This is a genomic window from Novosphingobium clariflavum, assembly GCF_026420865.1.
GTDB lineage: Bacteria > Pseudomonadota > Alphaproteobacteria > Sphingomonadales > Sphingomonadaceae > Novosphingobium > Novosphingobium clariflavum.
Window position 1 is genome coordinate 1 of the sequence record NZ_JAPCWC010000045.1, and the last position, 18712, is coordinate 18712.

11 protein-coding genes, 1 pseudogene and 1 riboswitch are annotated in these 18712 nt (G+C 63.8%); of the genes and pseudogenes, 5 read left to right on the top strand and 7 right to left on the bottom strand.

All coding sequences use genetic code 11. The annotated features are described in order from the left end of the window. Positions 1-438: 438 nt before the first annotated feature. Positions 439-1653, top strand: coding sequence for a hypothetical protein (locus OKA11_RS23145; RefSeq protein WP_267224788.1), 1215 nt, complete (start codon positions 439-441; stop codon positions 1651-1653). 76 nt (positions 1654-1729) lie between these two features. On the opposite strand, the gene OKA11_RS23150 is transcribed toward OKA11_RS23145, so the two are convergent. The 5 genes from OKA11_RS23150 to OKA11_RS23170 form a co-directional block, all read right to left on the bottom strand. After that, the gene (locus tag OKA11_RS23150) at positions 1730-3223 is read right to left on the bottom strand and encodes a DUF2779 domain-containing protein (RefSeq protein ID WP_267224790.1); all 1494 of its coding nucleotides are present in this window, start codon (positions 3221-3223) and stop codon (positions 1730-1732) included. Between the two features lie 549 nt (positions 3224-3772). After that, complete coding sequence (locus tag OKA11_RS23155; protein ID WP_267224792.1) at positions 3773-5032, bottom strand: replication initiator protein A; 1260 nt, start codon at positions 5030-5032, stop codon at positions 3773-3775. A gap of 369 nt (positions 5033-5401) precedes the next feature. After that, positions 5402-6472: a ParB/RepB/Spo0J family partition protein gene (locus tag OKA11_RS23160; protein ID WP_267224794.1), complete on the bottom strand. Its 1071-nt coding sequence runs from the start codon at positions 6470-6472 to the stop codon at positions 5402-5404. A gap of 113 nt (positions 6473-6585) precedes the next feature. Beyond that, on the bottom strand, positions 6586-7728 hold the full coding sequence (locus OKA11_RS23165) for an AAA family ATPase (protein WP_242526629.1): 1143 nt from the start codon (positions 7726-7728) through the stop codon (positions 6586-6588). 808 nt (positions 7729-8536) lie between these two features. Further along, positions 8537-9796 (bottom strand): glycosyl transferase, encoded by a 1260-nt coding sequence (locus OKA11_RS23170; RefSeq protein WP_267224796.1) that lies wholly within the window; start codon positions 9794-9796, stop codon positions 8537-8539. Positions 9797-9914: 118 nt separating this feature from the next. Between OKA11_RS23170 and OKA11_RS23175 the strand changes: the two genes are divergently transcribed. From OKA11_RS23175 to OKA11_RS23185, 3 genes are all read left to right on the top strand, one after another. After that, positions 9915-10592 (top strand): response regulator transcription factor, encoded by a 678-nt coding sequence (locus OKA11_RS23175; RefSeq protein ID WP_267224798.1) that lies wholly within the window; start codon positions 9915-9917, stop codon positions 10590-10592. Next, the gene (locus OKA11_RS23180; protein ID WP_267224799.1) at positions 10589-11953 is read left to right on the top strand and encodes a sensor histidine kinase; all 1365 of its coding nucleotides are present in this window, start codon (positions 10589-10591) and stop codon (positions 11951-11953) included. Before OKA11_RS23175 ends, OKA11_RS23180 begins: the two co-directional genes overlap by 4 nt. Before the next feature lie 49 nt (positions 11954-12002). Next, positions 12003-12244, top strand: a riboswitch (cobalamin riboswitch). A gap of 175 nt (positions 12245-12419) precedes the next feature. Continuing rightward, positions 12420-14444 (top strand): TonB-dependent receptor, encoded by a 2025-nt coding sequence (locus OKA11_RS23185; protein WP_267224801.1) that lies wholly within the window; start codon positions 12420-12422, stop codon positions 14442-14444. A 98-nt stretch (positions 14445-14542) separates the two neighbouring features. Here OKA11_RS23185 and OKA11_RS23190 read toward each other — a convergent pair whose 3' ends face one another. Continuing rightward, a complete protein-coding gene (locus OKA11_RS23190; protein WP_267224802.1) occupies positions 14543-16813 on the bottom strand; it encodes an FdhF/YdeP family oxidoreductase in 2271 nt (756 codons plus the stop codon). Positions 16814-16912: 99 nt separating this feature from the next. Then, the gene (locus tag OKA11_RS23195; protein WP_267224804.1) at positions 16913-17695 is read right to left on the bottom strand and encodes a prephenate dehydrogenase/arogenate dehydrogenase family protein; all 783 of its coding nucleotides are present in this window, start codon (positions 17693-17695) and stop codon (positions 16913-16915) included. A gap of 483 nt (positions 17696-18178) precedes the next feature. Here OKA11_RS23195 and OKA11_RS23200 point away from each other — a divergent pair. After that, positions 18179-18712: pseudogene (locus OKA11_RS23200) on the top strand (hypothetical protein); the annotation flags it as partial.

Consider the following 18712-nt stretch of genomic DNA (forward strand, 5'->3'; position numbering starts at 1 on the left):
CCCAGCCGCGCTGTCTGGATGCTTCCAAGCGTGGCCAAGTGATGACGAAAGGCTAGGCGGCGTGGACAAATTCCGGGAAAGCCTCGCCCGATACCGTAGCGGCTTCCCTGAAGGCGCTTGGCACAAAAGCTCTAAGCTAACGAATTGATCCAACGACAGCGAATTTGTCCACGCCGCCTAGGGCTAGTCGCCAATGACACTCCAATCGGTCCACTCGGTGGGGGGAAATCACGGGCAAGGTGTGAAACGGGCAAACTACCTTCTTGAAAAAGCACCGCGCCGTGCGCCCCGCCCTGCGGTTTCTCTTAAGGCAGTTCCGGGGCGACGCGCGGCCCCATCATTATCGATAGTGCCTTATTCCTTGCTCAAAGAAGGTGTATAGCTATATTCATTTAATTATACACATCGGAAAAAACCCCAGAAACCGGGACTTCCATCATGCCAGCACCCCTCGAAACCCCGTCCGGCGCTGTTCTTGCCGCACTCTATCTCGGTCGCCTTCAAAGTGCCCTCCGAACCGCCTCGCAGGGCTGCCTGCAGATTCTGGCGCTCCGGGTCGCCCGTGAATGCCTGATCGCAGCCCTCCGGCAGGAGGGACATGCCTTCACCGAACAACGCTTCCACGAATGGTTCGCGGGACTAAAGACGCTGTCCGACCTTCCTCAGCACAGATTACGCCCTGCCAAGGCCATATGCCAAGCCATATTGACCGAGTTTTTGCACAGTTCATGGCCCCTCCTCGCCGATGCCGCCGAAAAGATCCAACGGGCATTTCTCGCTCCGTCCGATGTTCCGGATGCCATGACATCCCCCTCCCCCTCCCCCACTGCCGCTCATGCAGAGATCAATGAGATTATCGAGGAGGCACATAAACTGCTCGCGGCGATCCCGGTTGAGGCTGAGGACCTGCCCTTCAACGCGATCTCGGCGCTCCTGCTGGCCGTCGGCGCGAGCACGCGGTTCAGCCAGCAGGAGCGCGGATACGAACTTCTCGACGCCGGATCCGGTCGTATCGCCCGCGAAGCAGATACCCCGACCAATTGCCGATGGGCACTCGACTTGCTGGTCGGCACAAGGCTTGCGTCGGACTGGGCCTCGCCGCTTGGGCGCCTGCCACTCCCCCTTCCCCTGCCTGGCTTCCTCGCCCTTCCCGGTCATGGACTGTGCAACCAAGATCCAAGCGATGATGACCTGTGGGACACGCAGCGCCGCTTGCAACAGCAGAGCACCGACGCGCTGCGATCCGCCTTTTGGCAGCTGGAACAGTGGCTATGCGAAGCAGAGCGCCGTGCCAGCACGATTGCCGAACGTAGTGCCGGCCGCCGTTCGACGGGCAGATCCGGTCCGGTGCTGGGAATGCTGGCTGGCTTTGGTGCCATGCGCGGCCGCCAGATCGAACTTGTCCTGGGCGCCTCCCGCCTTGGTGTGCGCACGATCCTTACGACGATTGCCGAGTCCGGCCAGTTGGCTACTGAGGCAGCGCACAACCGTACCATGGTCTATCGCTATGCCGAATGTCCGCCGAAGGCGCCGGCGCCGCAACCAAACGACGAGAGCTTTGCTTTCTCGCAGCAATCGCTCGACGAATTTGAAGCGTCCATGACGGCTCTGGACGCCCTTCTCCACAAAGGGCCACCACCCACGAGGGATTAGCAGTCAGACGTTTCAAGCGCGTCTCGAACGGGCCTGAGCGCCGGTCTGATTTCAAGTCTGAGCTACTCCCCACACGTCAACCTGCCGCAGTCAGTCGGCGGGCCAGGAGGATCATGGCCCAGGTATCCTGCCGGCAATACGCTCTAAGCGCCTCCTCGATCTCCTGACGGCGCTCCCGGGGGGTGGAAGGGTCAATGGCTTCCAGGAACCTGTCCTGCGCCATGGCACCGCCTTTTATCTCCAATCTGTCGTAATCAAGATCGGCGACGCTGGGCAGTATGGCCTTGATAGACCACGAACCGCGTTGCGCCGGGTGATACCAGCAATTGCGGGCCACTGGCTGCAAGTCGACTGTCCGTTCCGCCATTGACAGCATGGGCTCGGCATAATCGGGTACATCGCGCGCAAGTCGTCGCAGGACGCTGCGTTCGAAACCGGCATTATAGGCAATCAACGTGGCGTTGGCGGGAACAGCGGCGACCAGTGCTTGCGCGCATCCCTTTCGCGGATCGCTTCCGTCGCAGCATAGGTATTCGTGGTTAGAAATGCTCCCGTCAGCCTGCTCGAGGTGCAGTGAGAACTGAAAGGGCACTTGTTGAAATGGCTGTGTCCCGATCCACCGCGGAAGTGCCGGCGATGCCGCTTCGAAGTCGATCCAGGCACGGGGATAGGTCCATTGCCCGATCGCTTCACGCGCGCCCTCAAGGTCATGAAAGGGCCTGCCCGATCGAGTAGCTGCAACGATCATGGCCTCGCGCGGCTTCATCTCCTGCTCGTCGAGGGCAAGCAGATCATCGTATCCTTTCCGTTTCCACTTTTTCCAACCGCCATCCGGGAGGATCGTGACCGGCCATTGCGGTCCGGGCGCGCGAGTTGTGCAGTGCGGAAGGAACCGGCACGGCGCCGGATTGGTACAATGGGGACCCAGCGGTAATTCCGGCTCGGGGTCTTTCACGACAGCCTGGGCTGTTTCCAGTATCCCCGGGACCTCGTTCACGAGGTGACGGACCCGGCCGAGAACATGATGGTCACTGAACAGCCCTCGATATTCTCCCGGGCGTTCAAGAACAAATTCCGGGTTGATCGTGCGGATAATGGTTCCGGCAATTTCGAGCCCGCAGCGTTCCAGGACCCAGACCTTGTGGGCGACCCGTTCGAGGCTCCGCTCGCGAATGCGCAAGGCTGGCAAGACCTCGACCAGGATCCAGCTGTCTTCTCCCGCAGGCAACAGGATGTCGGCGGTTACGGTGATGCGGGGTGCGGGATCTTTGGCGGCCGCGTTCGCAGGGCCTGCGGCAACGAAGCACGCGTTGAACAAGGGGCGGTGATTGGTGTGGGCCAGATGGCGGTTGGTTTCGTTTACAGCCGCTTGCAAGTCGGGACCATTGCAGATCCGCTGCCCTTCCGGATTTTCTGCCAGGGCGGCATGCAGGATGGGATCACGTTCCGGATGTCCGACGAAGGCCGCCTGTGTCGTTTCAGCTTGGATATTCCGTTCCAGCCAAAGCCGCCTCGGGCATACGGCAAGAGTGTCGAGATCGTGGCTCGTAAAAGGCGATGTGGCGGGCATCCGCTAGGGCCTGCGCGGGGAGGGAGACAGATCGAACCTCATTCAAGGCTTGCCGATGGCGGTGAGAGGGTGGGTCTGGCGCTGTGCGGGAGCATCGCGCCTATCCATAAATCTCCATAAGACTGAGACTTCTGCAGGGTTAGAAAGCTATTTAGGGATTCTGTTACAAGGTTAGGGAGCGCGCCTGCTTCTGAATCCGCCGGATTCCCGATGAGTCGCGAAAAAGGGCCGTTCCCGAAATGTCGTGAATGTGTTCCCGGAGTGTCGACGGCAACGTTCCTGGAGTGTCGACGGGGTGTTCCTGAAGGGTCGAAGATCCGCGTCAAGCTGTTCCCGGAGTGTCGAAGGTCCCGAAAAATCGGCGATTTTGCAGGGTGAGTTGAATCACTTTGAAGAGGACACTCGCGATCAAGGTTCAATCGGCAAACGGAGCCCGAAGCGATCATCGCCGATTTGGCGGGGTGGTGAGGGAGACGCGACACTTCGGGAACGCCCTTTCCCGTTCGGCTGAAATGGTCGCCGGATCGGTGCATCTCCCCCGCCCTGCCCTCAGCCGCGGATCTGGCGACCGTGCTTGGCGTGATGGCGACGCACCCAGCCGATGAATGCGCGCTGCCAGTCCGCCGGGGTCCGTTCGGAGCTGGCAAAAACCCAACGTTCGAAATCGGCATGCAGGGCGTGGAGATCCCAGCCGGGGCATTCGCGGCGCAGCAGATCGATCGTCTCATCGGTCATGAAGCCGCGGGTGGCCGCATCGGAAAGTCCGGCCACGGTCGAGCGAATGAGCTTGCGGGCATCGATGGAGGCGTCAGCATCCACCTGGCCGAGCGCCGCAGCGGAGGACGTTTTTGGGGATGCGGCGGCGCGGCGCTGTCTGTGGGCCTCTGCGGGTTTCCCCGGGGAAACGGGGGGGAGAGCCTCGACCTCGGGCGTGGCGGCGGCGGCTTCGGGAAGCACGGTCCCGGCTCCGCCTTTTCCGTCCACGCGGCGCATGCGCAGCATCGGTTCACCATCCTTGGCGGTTTCGACGCTGAGTGCATAACCAGGAAGCTCGTCCTTCTCCGCCAGCTTGAGCATCTCGAACTTGAAGCGGCGATATTGTCCTTCGGCGCCGGACTTTTCGAACAGGACAGGCATCGAAATGGCAAAACCGCCCTCCCCTGCCCCGCCGGCGTGCTTGCGCGCGACGCGATAGAGCCAGCGTTCGCGTCCGCCGGTAATGTCGAAGTAGGCGCGGTCGATAGATAGCACGCCGCCCTTCATCATTACGCCTTCCCAGAACCAGTTGGACAGCTCGATGGTCATCCCGCGCGATCGTTCGGTCTTTTCGTCAACCAGCTGAGTCCAGCCGTCGAGCCAGGAAAAGGTCGCTTCGCGGCGGTTTTCGGCCCGGATATTGGTCTTGATGGTGGTTGAGACGAGACGATCCAGGGCTTGGGCGAGCAATTCATAGGCACGCCCGGTGGTTGGGCGACCGATGGCGCGCAGCAAGTCGTAAGGCATCAGATGGAGCTTGCGGGGAACATCGTTGGTTCCTCGCCTGGCCATGTCGGCAAGCATGCTGGCGCAGTAGATGAGGATGTCCGCGTCCCAGATCGTCGCCATGCCGTAGTCGGGATTGGCGCTGACGTGGACCCAGAGCTTGCCGTCGGGGCTGGTGTAGTCGATCGGCTTCACACGCTTTGACTTGGCAAGGCTGAAGAACGGACGTTCCATCATCTCGCGCTGATCGCGCAGCGGAAGCTCGACGATATAGGGCAGGAAGATGTCGAACTGCTCTGTTGCCGCTTCGGGCTTCTGGCGACTCATGTTGGGTTTCCGACTGGCGTTTTGACGTGATTGGACGGCACTGATCCGCATAACGCGGTGCCGGTGTTTCCCCAGGGAAACATCGGTGTTCGTGAAAGCGGGTGATTCCCGGGCATCATGGCGATGCGGGCAGGGGAGGGCAAATCGCCGGGGTGTTGCGGCTGTGAAGAACTTGGCTGGCAGGGAAGGGGGAAAGCCGGCGCATGCTGGAGCGATGCGGCTGGGCGGGGGAAACCGGGAAACTGTTTCCCCGGGGAAACCACGGGAGCGTAGGCAAGAAAAAAGGCAGGGACGTTGTGTCCCTGCCTTTCAGCAAAGCGATATTCGGGCGCCTTGCGAGACGGTGTCCGCAAGGTCGCGGTTGCGGCATCACGACCGCAAGCCGCGGCCGTCCTCGTCAAGCTGACCCAGCAATTCGCGAACCGCTTCGAGGATCTCCTCGCGGGTGGCGCCGGAGCCGGCGTGAAGCCGCATGGTGACACCCTGGCGGTTGCTCGACTGGACCGAAGCCATCTGACGACCGTGCCGTGAGAAGACCGCCATCGTATCCTGGCGCGCTCGATCGGTATCGTTGGCCGCGAGAAGGGCCTTTATTACGTCCGCAGCGGCAACTGCCGGGCGATTGCCATTGCGGCGGGCCATCTGCTCCTTGGCCAGACGCTGGGCCTCCTTGCGGATTGCCGGTGCCTTGGTGCTATCGTCGAGCGCCTGGGCGAGGGGATAGGCCGGCTTGAGCTGGACATCGGCAGGCGACGCAAAGGCCTCCAGTACATTGTCCGGGATTGCGGCGACCTTCAGCATCTTCGACAGCCAGCCCTTGGAGAGCTTGAGGCGTTCGGCCATGCGGGTCATGTGATTGCCGTAATGTTCCTTGAGTGCGGCCGCATAGTTGCGCGCGCGCTCAAGGTCGGACACGTCCTTGCGGGCACGGTTTTCCAGATCGGCGAGCCGGAAAGCCGCTTCGTCGTCGAGCTGGACGACTTGCGCCACGAACTGCATGTCCGGATAGGAATGCTGGCGCAGCCATGAAATCGACCAGTGTCTGCGGGTGCCGGCAATGACCTCGAAGTCGTGCTCCGGGTCGCCCTCGATGCGGCGGACTACCGCAGGAACCTTCTGGCCACCTTCCGCGATGATGGAATCGATCAGTTCGCGGCAGGATTCTTCGGTCAGGTGGACATAGCTGCGGGCATTGCCGGTCCAAATACGGACACGAGCGGGGTCGAGCAGCAGCTGCGTGACCTGGCGTACCTCACCGCTGGCGACGCGGGCGAGGGCACTTTCACGTCCGAGCAGCGTTGTACCCCGCGATCTTTCCGCCCTTGTAGGCGCGGCCGGAGGGGGCACGGTGGACTCAGCCTCGTTCTTGGGCGTGAGATCGGCCGTTATTTCGTCGTCCGAGAGCAGTGCGGCGAGATAATCGGATTGCTTGCGGGCCATGGGCTTACCTCGAGCGACACTCTGCCACTCGACGGGCAGAGAATTTCATGAAGAACAAACAAAGAACATTGCGAAGCCACAAGGCCGCGCCGTCGAAGGAGAAAGGGCCGAGGTCAGCCATTGACGAGCATGTCCTCGTCGACTTTCTGGCTGCGTCCCCAACCGGCACGGACCAGTTGTTCGATCTGGCCCAGCGCTTCGTCAAGGTTGGCGCGGCAGCGCTTGTGCGTTCGCGGCGTGCCGATCGGCTTTTCCAACTCGTAGACCGTCATCATCCGCAGCGCTGCGTGGCTGATTTCGGCACTTTCGAGAATTGGCACCGGCAGGAGAGCAGGGCCGAAAGTCTGCTCCATGATGGTGCGGACCATTTCATGGCTGGGGTCGTTGCCGTCGAACTTCGAGCAGATCAGCCGCACGAACGAATAGTCGACCTCGATGCCGACCCCGGTGAGCTGGTCGAGTACTTGGTCCATCATCGAGAGGAACTGCACGGTCGAGCAGAAGTCCGGCGTGGTTGCCGCCAGTGGTACCAACAGGGCATTGGCGGCCTGCATCACGGCCAGGCTGATGGTGCCTAGTGCCGGCGGCGGATCGAGAATCACCACGTCGTAGTCCCGCGCAAGGTCGGTCAGACCCTTTTTGAGCTTGCGGAAACGGGCGGCGAGCACCGATTGGCCGTCCGAACCGGCGGCGGCCAGTTCGTATTCGACGTCGAACAGTTCGAGGTTCGACGGGATCAGGTCGACGTTAGGCCAGGGCGTACGCTTGACCGCGTAAAGCAGGTCCGCCTGGGTCGGATCGATTGAAAGATAAGGGTAAAGGGTTTCTTCGCGGGTGATGTTGAAGTGCGGATTGAAGCCGAACAGCGTGGTTGTGGTGGCCTGGCTGTCGCAGTCGACAACCAGCACCTTGTAGCCATGTACCGCGAAGAAGTGGGCAAGATGCGTGGTGACGGTGGATTTGCCGACGCCGCCCTTGAAGTTCTGCACCGCGATCATCGCCGGCACATCGAGCGGAGCGCGCGCCGGCGAAGCGCCAAGCACTTCACGCATGTGCAGCATGTCCTCGATCGAATAGCCAAGACGGCGGCCATTTTCGCCGGCCGGGGGAGGGGGCAGGCGGCCGTCTTCTTCGGCCATGCGGATGCGATTCGTCGAGCAACCGAGCAATTGTGCGGCTTCGGCAATGCCGGTACGCACATTGAGACCCTTGCGGCTTTCAGGCAGAAAGGCTTTGCGCCGCAGCCGCTCGATCATTTTTTCGCCGGCTTCTGCAAGATCTCCGATCTGCGAAATTACGGCATTCGATTCAGCCACGCGGGACTCCATTGAAGCACTTTTGCGGGCAGAATATTCAATTTCATTCAATTGAGCAATGGGACGCGAGCAATTCCTGCTTATGGTGCCTGTGTGGCCGCCTGAGACGCAATATCTAGTGAAAAGCGCGTTTGACGCGAAGAACCTTGAGGAATCTCGGCCACCTTTGCCGGGCGAATCTGCCGCCATTCCGGCGGTACGACGGGAGAAACAGGCGCGGGTGATTCACGGGGACGGACCGCGTTCTACGTCATGTGTTCCTGTCGCCATCCCGCTATTTCAGCGTGATTCTCTTGCGGCGAATAGGCAGGACCCGCAAGGGCTGTTCGGTCTTCCTTCGAGGGAAGCGGTGTGGACGCCTGTATTTCGGTCCGTGAGCGAGCGCACCGACGTCCTTGTCGGCGGCGTCGTAGCGGCGGTCGTGTTCCGGCTGTTCGAGCCCCAGGGATCCGGATTCATCTGCCTGCCCTCTTTCCCGGCCTCAATGTTTCCCCGGGGATACGCCCGCATCCCAAGGTTTTCGGGAATTTCGGCCGCCCTTTGCCTCTCCGGGCGCAAGGGCAGGCAACGTTCCCAGAGTGCATCCGGGGACCCTCCACCGGTCAATTCGGCGCCCGCAATGGGGCCGTCCATTTCCCCCATCAGGGCCGGTCCGGGGGGCAAATCCCAATGGCCGCCTGTTTCGGGGGCGGGCGGGAAGCGGACGGATCGCGGCCTATCACGCTTGCCCGGATCTTGACCTTGAGCCTCAGGCCGCGGTGCGCAAGGCCTCTTCCTTCGGCAATGCGGCCCAGCGCATCACGGCATCGGCGGCACGTGCCGCCGGGGCGGTACCTTCGAGGAGGGGAGTGCCATCAGGCGCCCAGGTAATGCCGGCGATGGAATAGGCCATGCGCTGCCTTTGCCACGCAACATAGGCACCATGCTGCGCAAAGGCGCGGTCGATCGCCGCAATGGGTGCGCAATCGGGCGCGACCACTTCGCCGAAATGCCACATCGCGTAGTCCTCGCTGCTCTGCCAGTCGACACCCTTGGCATCGACGAAAAGGCAGGGGCGTGGGCGGATCAGGAATTCGTAGACCTGGCTGCTGACGTCGCCGATGTAGAGGTCGGCACCCAGCGTATAGGTCATGTCGTTGCAGCGCGGTGAGCCGAGGTCGACGATGATCCGGCCGGCTTCCGCCAGCGCTTGCCAGCTCAGCCGGCGGCGCTTGCTCCACGACTTTGCCATGCGGGCGTGCGGGGCGATGACGAGATTGTAGCGCCCGTCCTTGCGCACCGCTTCGGCCAGTTGGCGTCCGAAGCTATCGAGCGAACTGTGCTTCTTCGAGAAGTGCGGGTTGAACAGGATCGTCGGCCGCGCGTTGTCGAACAGCGGCGGGCGGGCGATGCCGCGCTCCAGGATTGCCGCCAGCTTGATCGGTCCGGCGACGAGGCAATCCTCGGGCGCGACGAGGCCGCTGGCGATCAGCCGGTCGCGATCCTTGTTTCCGGCCACCAGCACCTGGTCGAACAGCTTGAAGCGCGGCTCGAAGCCGACCGCGCGGTCGCCCGCACCGTGGGGAATGTGCACGATGGGGGGGCAGTCCGGGCGCAGCCGGCGCAGGATCGTCGAGGTACGCTCGGCGCAGAGCAGGACGCGCGCGCGGGCAAGATGGCCGCTCCAGGTCGCCAGTGCGAGGATCTTGCCGAGCCCGGCCTTGGCCAGCGGTCGCAGCGCCAGCGGTATCGTCATCACCGTGATCGCCGGCATGGCCAGTCCGTTTTCGCGTATCACCGCGGCTGCGGCCGCAGCGTCATTGGGGGAAAGCACGAAGAGGGTGACCGATCCCGGCTGGCGGCGCTCGATCTCGCAGGCGACCGGGACGATGTGCGCAAACTGGTGGATGCCGCCGATGGCCACCACGTGGACCGGCGTGGCGGCATCGCTGCCCCTCGAACGGGCGGGGATGGAAGGCGAGAACGAGCCGGTTTGTCCGGCGGGCATGTTGGCGACCGATTGCGACATGGGCGGTGCGATGCCATGGGCGCATATCGGCCCGATGGGGCGAACATTTGATTTTGCCCATGATCGGGTCCAGTTTCAGGGGCCGATCGCATCAACAGGGAAGGTTTGGGCAGCACCGATGCAAGTCCTGCTGGTCGAAGACGACGAACGCCTTGCCGGCCACATCGCCAGCGGCCTGCGCGCCGCGGGTCATCTGGTCGAGCATTGCGACAATGGCCGCGACGGGCTGGTCCGCGCGACGTGCGAGCGTTTCGATGTGATCGTCCTCGACCGCATGCTGCCGGGGCTCGACGGGCTCAAGCTGCTTGGCGCCTTGCGCGCGACCGACGATGCGACGCCGGTGCTGCTGCTGAGCGCACTGGGCGATGTCGACGAGCGGGTGCGGGGCCTGCGTGCGGGCGGCGATGATTACATGGCCAAGCCTTTTGCGATGTCCGAACTGCTCGCCCGGCTCGAAAGTCTGGGCCGGCGCGGCAGCGCTCCGGCGGAACCCGCCGAGCACCTGCGGGTCGGCGATGTCGAGATCGACCTGGTTTCCCACGTCGTCTCGCGCGGGGCGCGGCGCATTCCGCTGACCCTGAGGGAACTCAGGATTGTGGCTTATCTCGCGCGCAATGCCGGGCGTGTCGTCACCCGCTCGATGTTGCTCGAAAACGTCTGGAACTACGATTTCGATCCGCAGACCAACATCATCGACCAGCACATCAGCAAGCTGCGCCAGAAGCTCACCACAGGCGACGAAGTGCAGGTCATCCACACCGTGCGCGGCGTCGGCTACGTGATGCGCGTCGAATGAGCCGTCTGTTCCGGTCGCTGTCGTTCCGGCTGGCGCTGTTCTATGCCGTCCTGCTGTGCGTCTCGGTCGCGCTGGTTGCGGCCATCGGTTACCGGGTGTGGGTCGCCTGGCCGATGCAGGAGATCGAAAGCGAAGTCGACCGCGAGGCGGACGAGACGGCCAGGGTCCTGCAGAACGAGGGTATCGACGCGACGCGTCTTGTGCTGGAGCAGCGCATGCGGTCGGCCGGGGTGCGCAAGTCTTTCCACGCGCTGATCGCGCCGGACGGCGAGATCGTTTCGGCCAATCTGCCCAGTTGGCCGCGGCGCCCGTCCAGCCATATGACCTTGATCGAGGCGGATACGTTCCTTGATGGTTTCGAGGACGATTACACCGCGCTGGTGCGCGATCGCACCTTTGCAGACGGCACCCGGCTGCTGGTGGGGCGCGATGTCGAGGACATCCTGCGGGAAGACGAATTGCTGCGCACCGCGGCCTTGTGGATCGTCTGCGTGACCCTGGTGCTTGGCCTTGCCGGCGGCTGGCTGATGAGCCGGGCGATTGGCCAGCGGATCGAGACGCTGGCCCGGACCGCGCGGCAGGTCATGGATGGCGATCTGTCCGAGCGGGTGCCGGTGCGCGGAACCAGCGACGATTTCGATCGCCTCAACGAGACGATCAATCTCATGCTCTCGCGCATCGAGGCCCTGTTCGGCACCGCGCGGCGGGTTTCTGAGAATGTCGCGCATGAATTCCGCACGCCGCTGGCGCGGTTGCTGACCCGCTTGGAAGCCCTTGAACAACTCGAGCCTGAAGGCACCCCGGCGCGCGAGGAGGTCGACAACGCGATCGCCGAGGTCAACCGGCTCCAGCGGATTTTTGCAGCCCTGCTGCGCATTTCGCGGTTGGAGGGCGGGCGGCATCCGCTGCACATCCAGCGCTGCGATATCGTCAGCCTGCTCGAGGATCTTGTCGAATTCTACCAACCCGAAGCTGACGCTCGCGGCATCGAACTGGTGCTTGACGCGCAGCGTCCGCTGGTGGCGGAGCTGGACCTCGACCTCATGTTCCAGGCGCTCAGCAACCTGCTCGACAATGCCCTCAAATATGTGCCCGGCGGCGGCCGCATCGAGGCCTTTGCGAGCGGGGAGGGCGCCCTGCACATCGGCATCGCCGACAACGGCCCCGGTCTTTCGCGGGAGGAGGCCGCACGCGTGACCGAGCCGTTCTCGCGCGGCGAGGATACGGCGGGCCGTGCCGGCGAAGGATTGGGCCTCAGCATGGTCGCGGCCATCGCCCAGGTGCATGGCGCCCGGTTCCGGCTGGAGGATAACCGCCCGGGCCTGAGGGCCTTGCTGATCGTGCCGCCGGGCTTGCACTGAAACGGTGTCTCGGTTAGCCAGCGCCGTCCGATTTCTTCCTATTGAGGAAAACGGGCAAGATCGCGCCGGTGCCTCGAAAGAGGCTTAATAGGGAACGCGGTGAGAGGGGCTCCCCCTCGAATCCGGGGCTGTCCCTGCAACTGTAAGCGGTGAGCGCGATGCATAGCGCGGCGGGGCAAGGGCGCCCGCCGCAGCCACTGGGCCGGACGCTAACTCCTGCGAGGCCTGGGAAGGCCATGCATCAAGCGATGACCCGTGAGCCAGGAGACCTGCCGGCGTCTGGTCGCTCTCGCTTTGGTCCAGGGGATGGCCGAGGCCCGGTGATTTTTCCGTCTGAGCGACGAACGAGCGGTGGAGGCCGCATCGGTTCGTGTCGTGGTCGCCCCGGGCGTCCGGCCGTCGACGCGTGCTGACCGTCGTCGACGGCACGCCTCCGCCTCCAGTCGCAGGCGCCGGGGGAAATGAGATGAACTTTGGTAGAATCGCGCTTGGCGTGAGCGCGGCGCTGTGCGCGCTGCGCGCAGTACCGGCGTTGGCCGGGGATGCTGCGGATGGGGGTGCTGAAGCGGCGACGGAAATCGTCGTCTTCGGACGCGGCGAGGCAAAGATCGGCACGGCCCATGCCGCCAGCGAAGGCAGCGTGGGCGGATCGGACCTGCTGGTGCGTCCCTTGCTGCGCGTGGCGGAACTGCTGGAGGCGGTACCGGGCATGGTTGCTGCGCAGCATTCGGGCAGCGGCAAGGCGAACCAGTATTTCCTGCGGGGTTTCAACCTCGATCACGGCACCGATTTCACGACGTATATCGACGGCGTGCAGATGAACTTGCGCAGCCACGGGCACGGGCAGGGCTATCTCGACCTCAATGGCCTGATCCCGGAGATCGTCGCGCACGAGGATTTCCGCAAAGGCCCCTACCGCGCAGATGGTGGCGACTTTGCGCTGGCCGGTGCTGCCTCGATGACCACTATCGACGGGTTCGACCGTCCGTGGCTTTCAGTCGAGGCGGGCTCTTACAACTCCGCCCGCCTTGCCGCGGGCGGTACGATCAAGGGCCTTGGCGGCGGCGACCTGACGCTGGTCGGCCAGGCCAGGCGCTACGACGGCCCCTGGGAAAATGACGAGCATTTGCGACACTACGCAGGCTTCGCGAAGTACGTGCGGGGGCTGGGCGAGGGCACGCTGGGGATCTCGTTCCATGCCTACCACGCGACCTGGCGGCCGACCGAGCAGATCCCCGAACGCATCATCGGTTCTGACGTCTGCACGGATGTGTTCTGCTCGCCCGATCCAACTGCCCGGGGCCGCACGACACGGCTGATCGGCAATGTCCGGGTCTCGCAGCCGACCTGGAGCGCGAACGTCTATGCCCAGTATTACGACTGGGCCATGTATTCGAACCCGACTTATGCGGAGGCGGACGGCACCAGCGCGCAGATCGACCAGTACGACAGGCGCTGGGTGACCGGGCTTGCCGCAAGCAAGCAGTGGCAACTGGCGGACACCCTTGAATTCTCGGTCGGCACCGAGAACCGCTATGACCACATCGGCAACGTTGGCGTGAACCGCACTAAGGCCCGGCACCTGCTCTATTCGCTCGGGCGCTATCAGGTGGAGGAACTGTCCGGCGCGCTCTATGGAGAGGCGACGTGGAAACCGCTGCCGGGCCTGCGCCTGACGGGCGGCTTGCGCGGCGACTATTACCACTATTCGGTGCGCGCACGGGATGCAGCCGCAGACGCGCTCGGCACGGGCAAGGGGCACGATTCCATCGTCTCGCCGAAATTCTCGGCCGCGTACGTGATCGTGCCGCAGCTGGAACTCTATGCCAACTGGGGGCAGGGATTCCACTCGAACGACGTGCGCGGCGCGGTCAATGGCGATACCCCGGTGCCTGTGCTGGTGAGCGGCACCGGCAAGGAACTGGGCGCGCGTTTCCAGTCCGGCACGTTCTCGCTGACAGGTACGTACTGGTGGCTGAATGTGGATAGCGAACTGCGCTTTGTCGGCGATTCCAACGCGGTCGAGCCGACCGGGGCGAGCAGGCGCCATGGCTACGAATTGGTCGCGTTCTGGCGGCCGCTGCCGTGGCTTGCGCTCGATGGCAACTATACTGCCAACCACTCGCGTTACGACAACGGCGAGCGTATTCCGAACGCCTTCGAGAATGCGGCGTCGGCGGGTGCGGCCATCGTCCTCGACCCATGGGAGGTGAGCCTGCGCGTGCGTCATCTCGGGCCTTATCCGCTGGTCGAGGACAACAGCGTGCGCGATCACGGCAGCACCGTGTTCAACGCCCGTGCGGCGTGGAAGGGCCGCAAGGTCGAGATCTACGGGGAGGTCCTCAACATCCTCGACAGCCGGGACAAGGACATTGCCTACTATTACGAATCCTACATCCCCGCCTTCGATGCGGACGGCCCGGTCGAAGGCCGCCTCAGCCGCGTGATCGAACCGCGCACGTTCAAGATCGGCGCGCGCTACACGTTCTGATCCACGGGCCCCCCGCAAGCGGCGTTTGCGGGGGGCTTGCAGGGGCCGGGGTCTTGATCGGGCAAGCGGTCAGCTGTTCCCCTGGAGGATACCCCGCCCTAGGTGGCCGCGCGCAAGGTGACCGGGATCGACTTGTAGGCTGGCGTGCCGCTGACCGGGTCGTGATCGCCCAGCGGCACCAGGCAATTGGCTTCCGGATAATAGGCCGCCAGCGAGCCGCGCGCGATGGCGTGGGCGATCACCGTGAAGCCCCGCAGTACCGCGCCGCCAGCGGATTCAACATCGACCACGTCGCCGTGGGCGAGGCCCATCTGCGAGAGGTCCACCTCGTTCGCGAAGATCACGTCGCGCCGCCCGGTGACGCCGCGATAACGGTCGTCGAGCGTGTAGATCGTCGTGTTGTACTGGTCATGGCTGCGGATCGTGGTGAGCAGGAGCCTGGCATCGCCGCGCTCGTCGACGTGGGGGTGGGCAAAGAACTGCGCCTTGCCGCTGGGCGTGTTCCAGACGCGCTTGTCCGGCGCGATGGTGAGGCGGAAGCCGCCCGGCACGCGGACCCGCGCGTTGAAGTCATGAAAGTCGGGGTAGACCTGTTCGATCTTGTCGCGAATGCGGTCGTAGTCGGCGACGAGGCTGTCCCAATCCACTTTGCTCGCAGGCATTGCCGCCTTGGCGAGCCCGGCGACGATGGCCGGTTCCGAACGCACTTGCGGCCCCGGCGAGGAAAGCTTCCCGCGCGAGGCGTGGACCATCGACATGCTGTCCTCCACCGTCACCCATTGCGGACGACCGCCTTGTACGTCCAGCTCGGTGCGGCCGAGGCAGGGCAGCACCAGCGTTTCCCTGGCCGTGAGCAGGCAGGTGCGGTTGAACTTGGTGAGGATGCTGACCGAAAGGTCGAGCCGTCGCACTGCGGCAAAGCAGGTTTCCGGGTCGGGCATGGCCACGGCGAGATTGCCGCCGAGCGAGATCAGCGCCTTGGACCGTCCCTCGGCCATGGCCTGCAGCGCCTCGACCGCATTGTGGCCGTGGTGGCGGGGACTGTTGATGCCGAATGCTGCATCGAGACGCTGCAGCATGGCTTCGGCGGGGATTTCGGTTATGCCCACGGTGCGGTCGCCCTGCACGTTGCTGTGGCCGCGCAGCGGGCAGATACCGGCACCCTCCTTGCCGAAGTTGCCACGCAGCAGCAGCAGGTTGGCGATGGCCTGCACGTTCTGGGTACCGTGGCGGTGCTGGGTGATGCCCATGCCGTAGCATACGATCACCCGCTCGGCCTTGATGTAGACTTCGGCCATCGCCTCGATGGCATCGCGCGAAAGGCCAGAAGAGGCCTCGATCCATGACCACGGGGTCGCGTCGAGATCGGCGCGCAGCGCCTCGAAGCCCTCGGTATGCTGCGCAATGAAGGCATGGTCGAGGGCGCCGGCATCGATCACCAGCTTCATCATGCCTTTGAGCATGGCAAGGTCGCCGCCGATCTTCACCTGATGATAGGCCGAAGCGAGCGGGGTGGCGGCGCCGGGGCGCAGCATTTCACCGGGATGCTGCGGTGACTTGAAGCGTTCCAGCCCGCGTTCGCGCATCGGGTTGGCGACGATGATCGGCACCCCGCGCTTGGAGGCGGCGGCCAGCGTCGAGAGCATGCGCGGGTGGTTGGTGCCGGGATTGTGGCCGATGCAGAAGATCGCGTCGGCATGGTCGAAATCGTCGAGCGTGACGGTGCCCTTGCCGACGCCGATCGATTTGGGCAGGCCGACGCTGGTCGCCTCATGGCACATGTTCGAGCAGTCGGGGAAATTGTTGGTCCCGAATTCGCGCGCGAAGAGCTGGTAGAGGAATGCGGATTCGTTGGAGGCGCGGCCCGAGCAGTAGAACTCCGCCTGATCGGCATGGTCCAGCGCCTGCAGCGCGGCGCCGGCATGGCGGAAGGCCTCGTCCCAGGTCACCGGCACGAAGTGGTCGGTCGCGGCATCGTAGCGCAGCGGATGGGTGAGGCGTCCGGCGTCTTCGAGCTGATGGTCGCTCCAGGTCCAGAGTTCGGATACGGTGTGGCGGGCGAAGAAGTCGGGATCGACCCGTTTGACGGTCGCCTCCCAGGTCACCGCCTTGGCGCCGTTCTCGCAGAATTCGAACGAGGACGTGTGCTTGGGATCGGGCCAGGCGCAGCCAGGGCAATCGAACCCGTCCGGCTGGTTCATCTCGAGCAGGGCGCGCGTGTGCGTGCTGGTCTTCATCTGCTCGCGCACGGCACGCGCCACCGCGCCCAGCGAACCCCAGCCGCCTGCCGGGCCCGCATAGTCGGCAACGCCCTCCACCGGCGTTGCATCGATGGCGGCTTGGACGTCCTTGGTGCTGCGATCTGTCATGGGTCTGTTCTTTCGGCTTCCGGCTTTGCCCTCCACGGGGAAACGCAGCGGCGCGATGATTGTGCCTCTCCCCCTATCATTTCGCCAGATTGTTTCCGGTCAGGGCAGGCGCATTATTTGCATGCCGGGCCGGGCCGAGCCGGCGCCGAGTTCGCCGCGGATCGCGTCCAGCTGCGCAAGGAACAGGCTGCGCGCCTGCGCAGCATAAGGATTGCTCTCGATCGCCTGCCGCACGCCGGGCGCATCGTGGCGGACCATGTCCACGGCCTGCTTCAGCAGATCGAAACTGCGGGTGGTGATGCGGCCCGGCAATTCGTCCATGCGCAGCAGGGCATGCGCGATGAGGTGGGTGAGGCCCTGCGTGAAGGCAGCCTCGCGGTCGTGTTCGTCGGGGGTGGCGATCAGGATCTTCAGGCCGAAGTGCTTGCGCAGGAAAGCGGCAAGGCGGCCCGCGCGTCGTCCGCGCAGCGGGCAGAGCACCAGCTTCAGCCCGCGCGTTCCGGCAAGGATGCTTTGCGGGCCGAACATCGGATGGCTGGCGACGAGATCCACGTATGGCGGCAGTTCGGCCCGCATCGCGGCGCTCGCCTCCACCTTGGTGGAGCAGACATCCACGACCAGCGTTCCGGGCATAAGCAGCGGCGCCATTTCCCGGCACACGTGCGCCAGAGCGGCGAGCGGAACCGCGATCACCACAAGGTCACATCGGCATGCCTCGCGCAAGGAGGCCATCGTCACGCCCGCGGGAACGATCTCCGGCGGACGCGGGTCGTGGGCAAGGACAGTCAAATGCGGCGCCAGGTGTTCCGCCATGAGCTGGCCAAAAGCGCCGAGACCGACGATCCCGAGCGAGACTTGCGAAGCGGATTTACAGAATTCCACGAGTTCGAGCCTTTGTGAAGAAAGGCTGCGTAACCATGGTCGAGTAAGGAGGATGTTCAACCGCTGGCTACGCAGCGGTTGAGAACAATAAGACACTCACCGCTGGATCAGCGGCGGTAATAGTTGCTCGCGGTGAGAAACGTCTGTGTCATGGCTGACATGGCTAGGCCGGGCGGGAAACGGAGTCAATGCCGCCGCTCGCACCAAGTGGTTCGTTGATCTAACACTCTGTTTTATAATCATTAAATCATATAAGAGCTGTCAGGGTTCTCGCAGCAACGTCAATCCGGCGGCCTTGCCAACGCGCTGTCACGGGCCCTGAGAGACCGTTTGGAAATTCGCGAACAGCGAATTTCGCGGCACCGGCCCGCTCCGGTCCCAAAGAATTCAAAAAGGTCCGGGGGACCCTTTTGCTGAGGGGGGCCGACCGCCCATCGGCAGTATCCTGTGGGTGGTCGGATCGGCGCCGGGTAGCAGTTCGGCGTGGTGATCTCGGCCAACTATTCGCGCCGCCCGATTACAACCTCGTGCGCAAGCGCCTCGGCTGTGGTCGGCAATCTCGACTGGCATCCCTCGGACAGGGTGCAGCTTTACTTGCGCACCAGCTACTCGAAGTTCACCGACAACGAGCCTCGCGACCAGAACCGCCTTGCGGTGACCGGTGACAGTAGCGGACTGATAGGCACCGCCTCGATCCTCGTGCGTCACCGCAAGGAGGACGGCAATACAAGGTCGGCCTCGCTCGGCGGCGAGTTCGCCGATGTGGCGGGCGGAAAGTTCGAACAGTCGGGCGGCTGGACCCGCGCGACCCAGGACGACCCGATCCGCAGCGAGTTCACTTTCACGGGCGCGAAGGGCGAGGCGGCGATCGATTACGACGGATCGACCGATCCTTACACGATGGCCGCCAGCGCTTCCGCGCTGCTCGCGACGCCTTCGTCCTTCGCCGCAGATGCGTGTGGCAGGGCATATATTGTAGACGGGCTTTCGACCTGTGGAAAAATTATGGAGAACTTT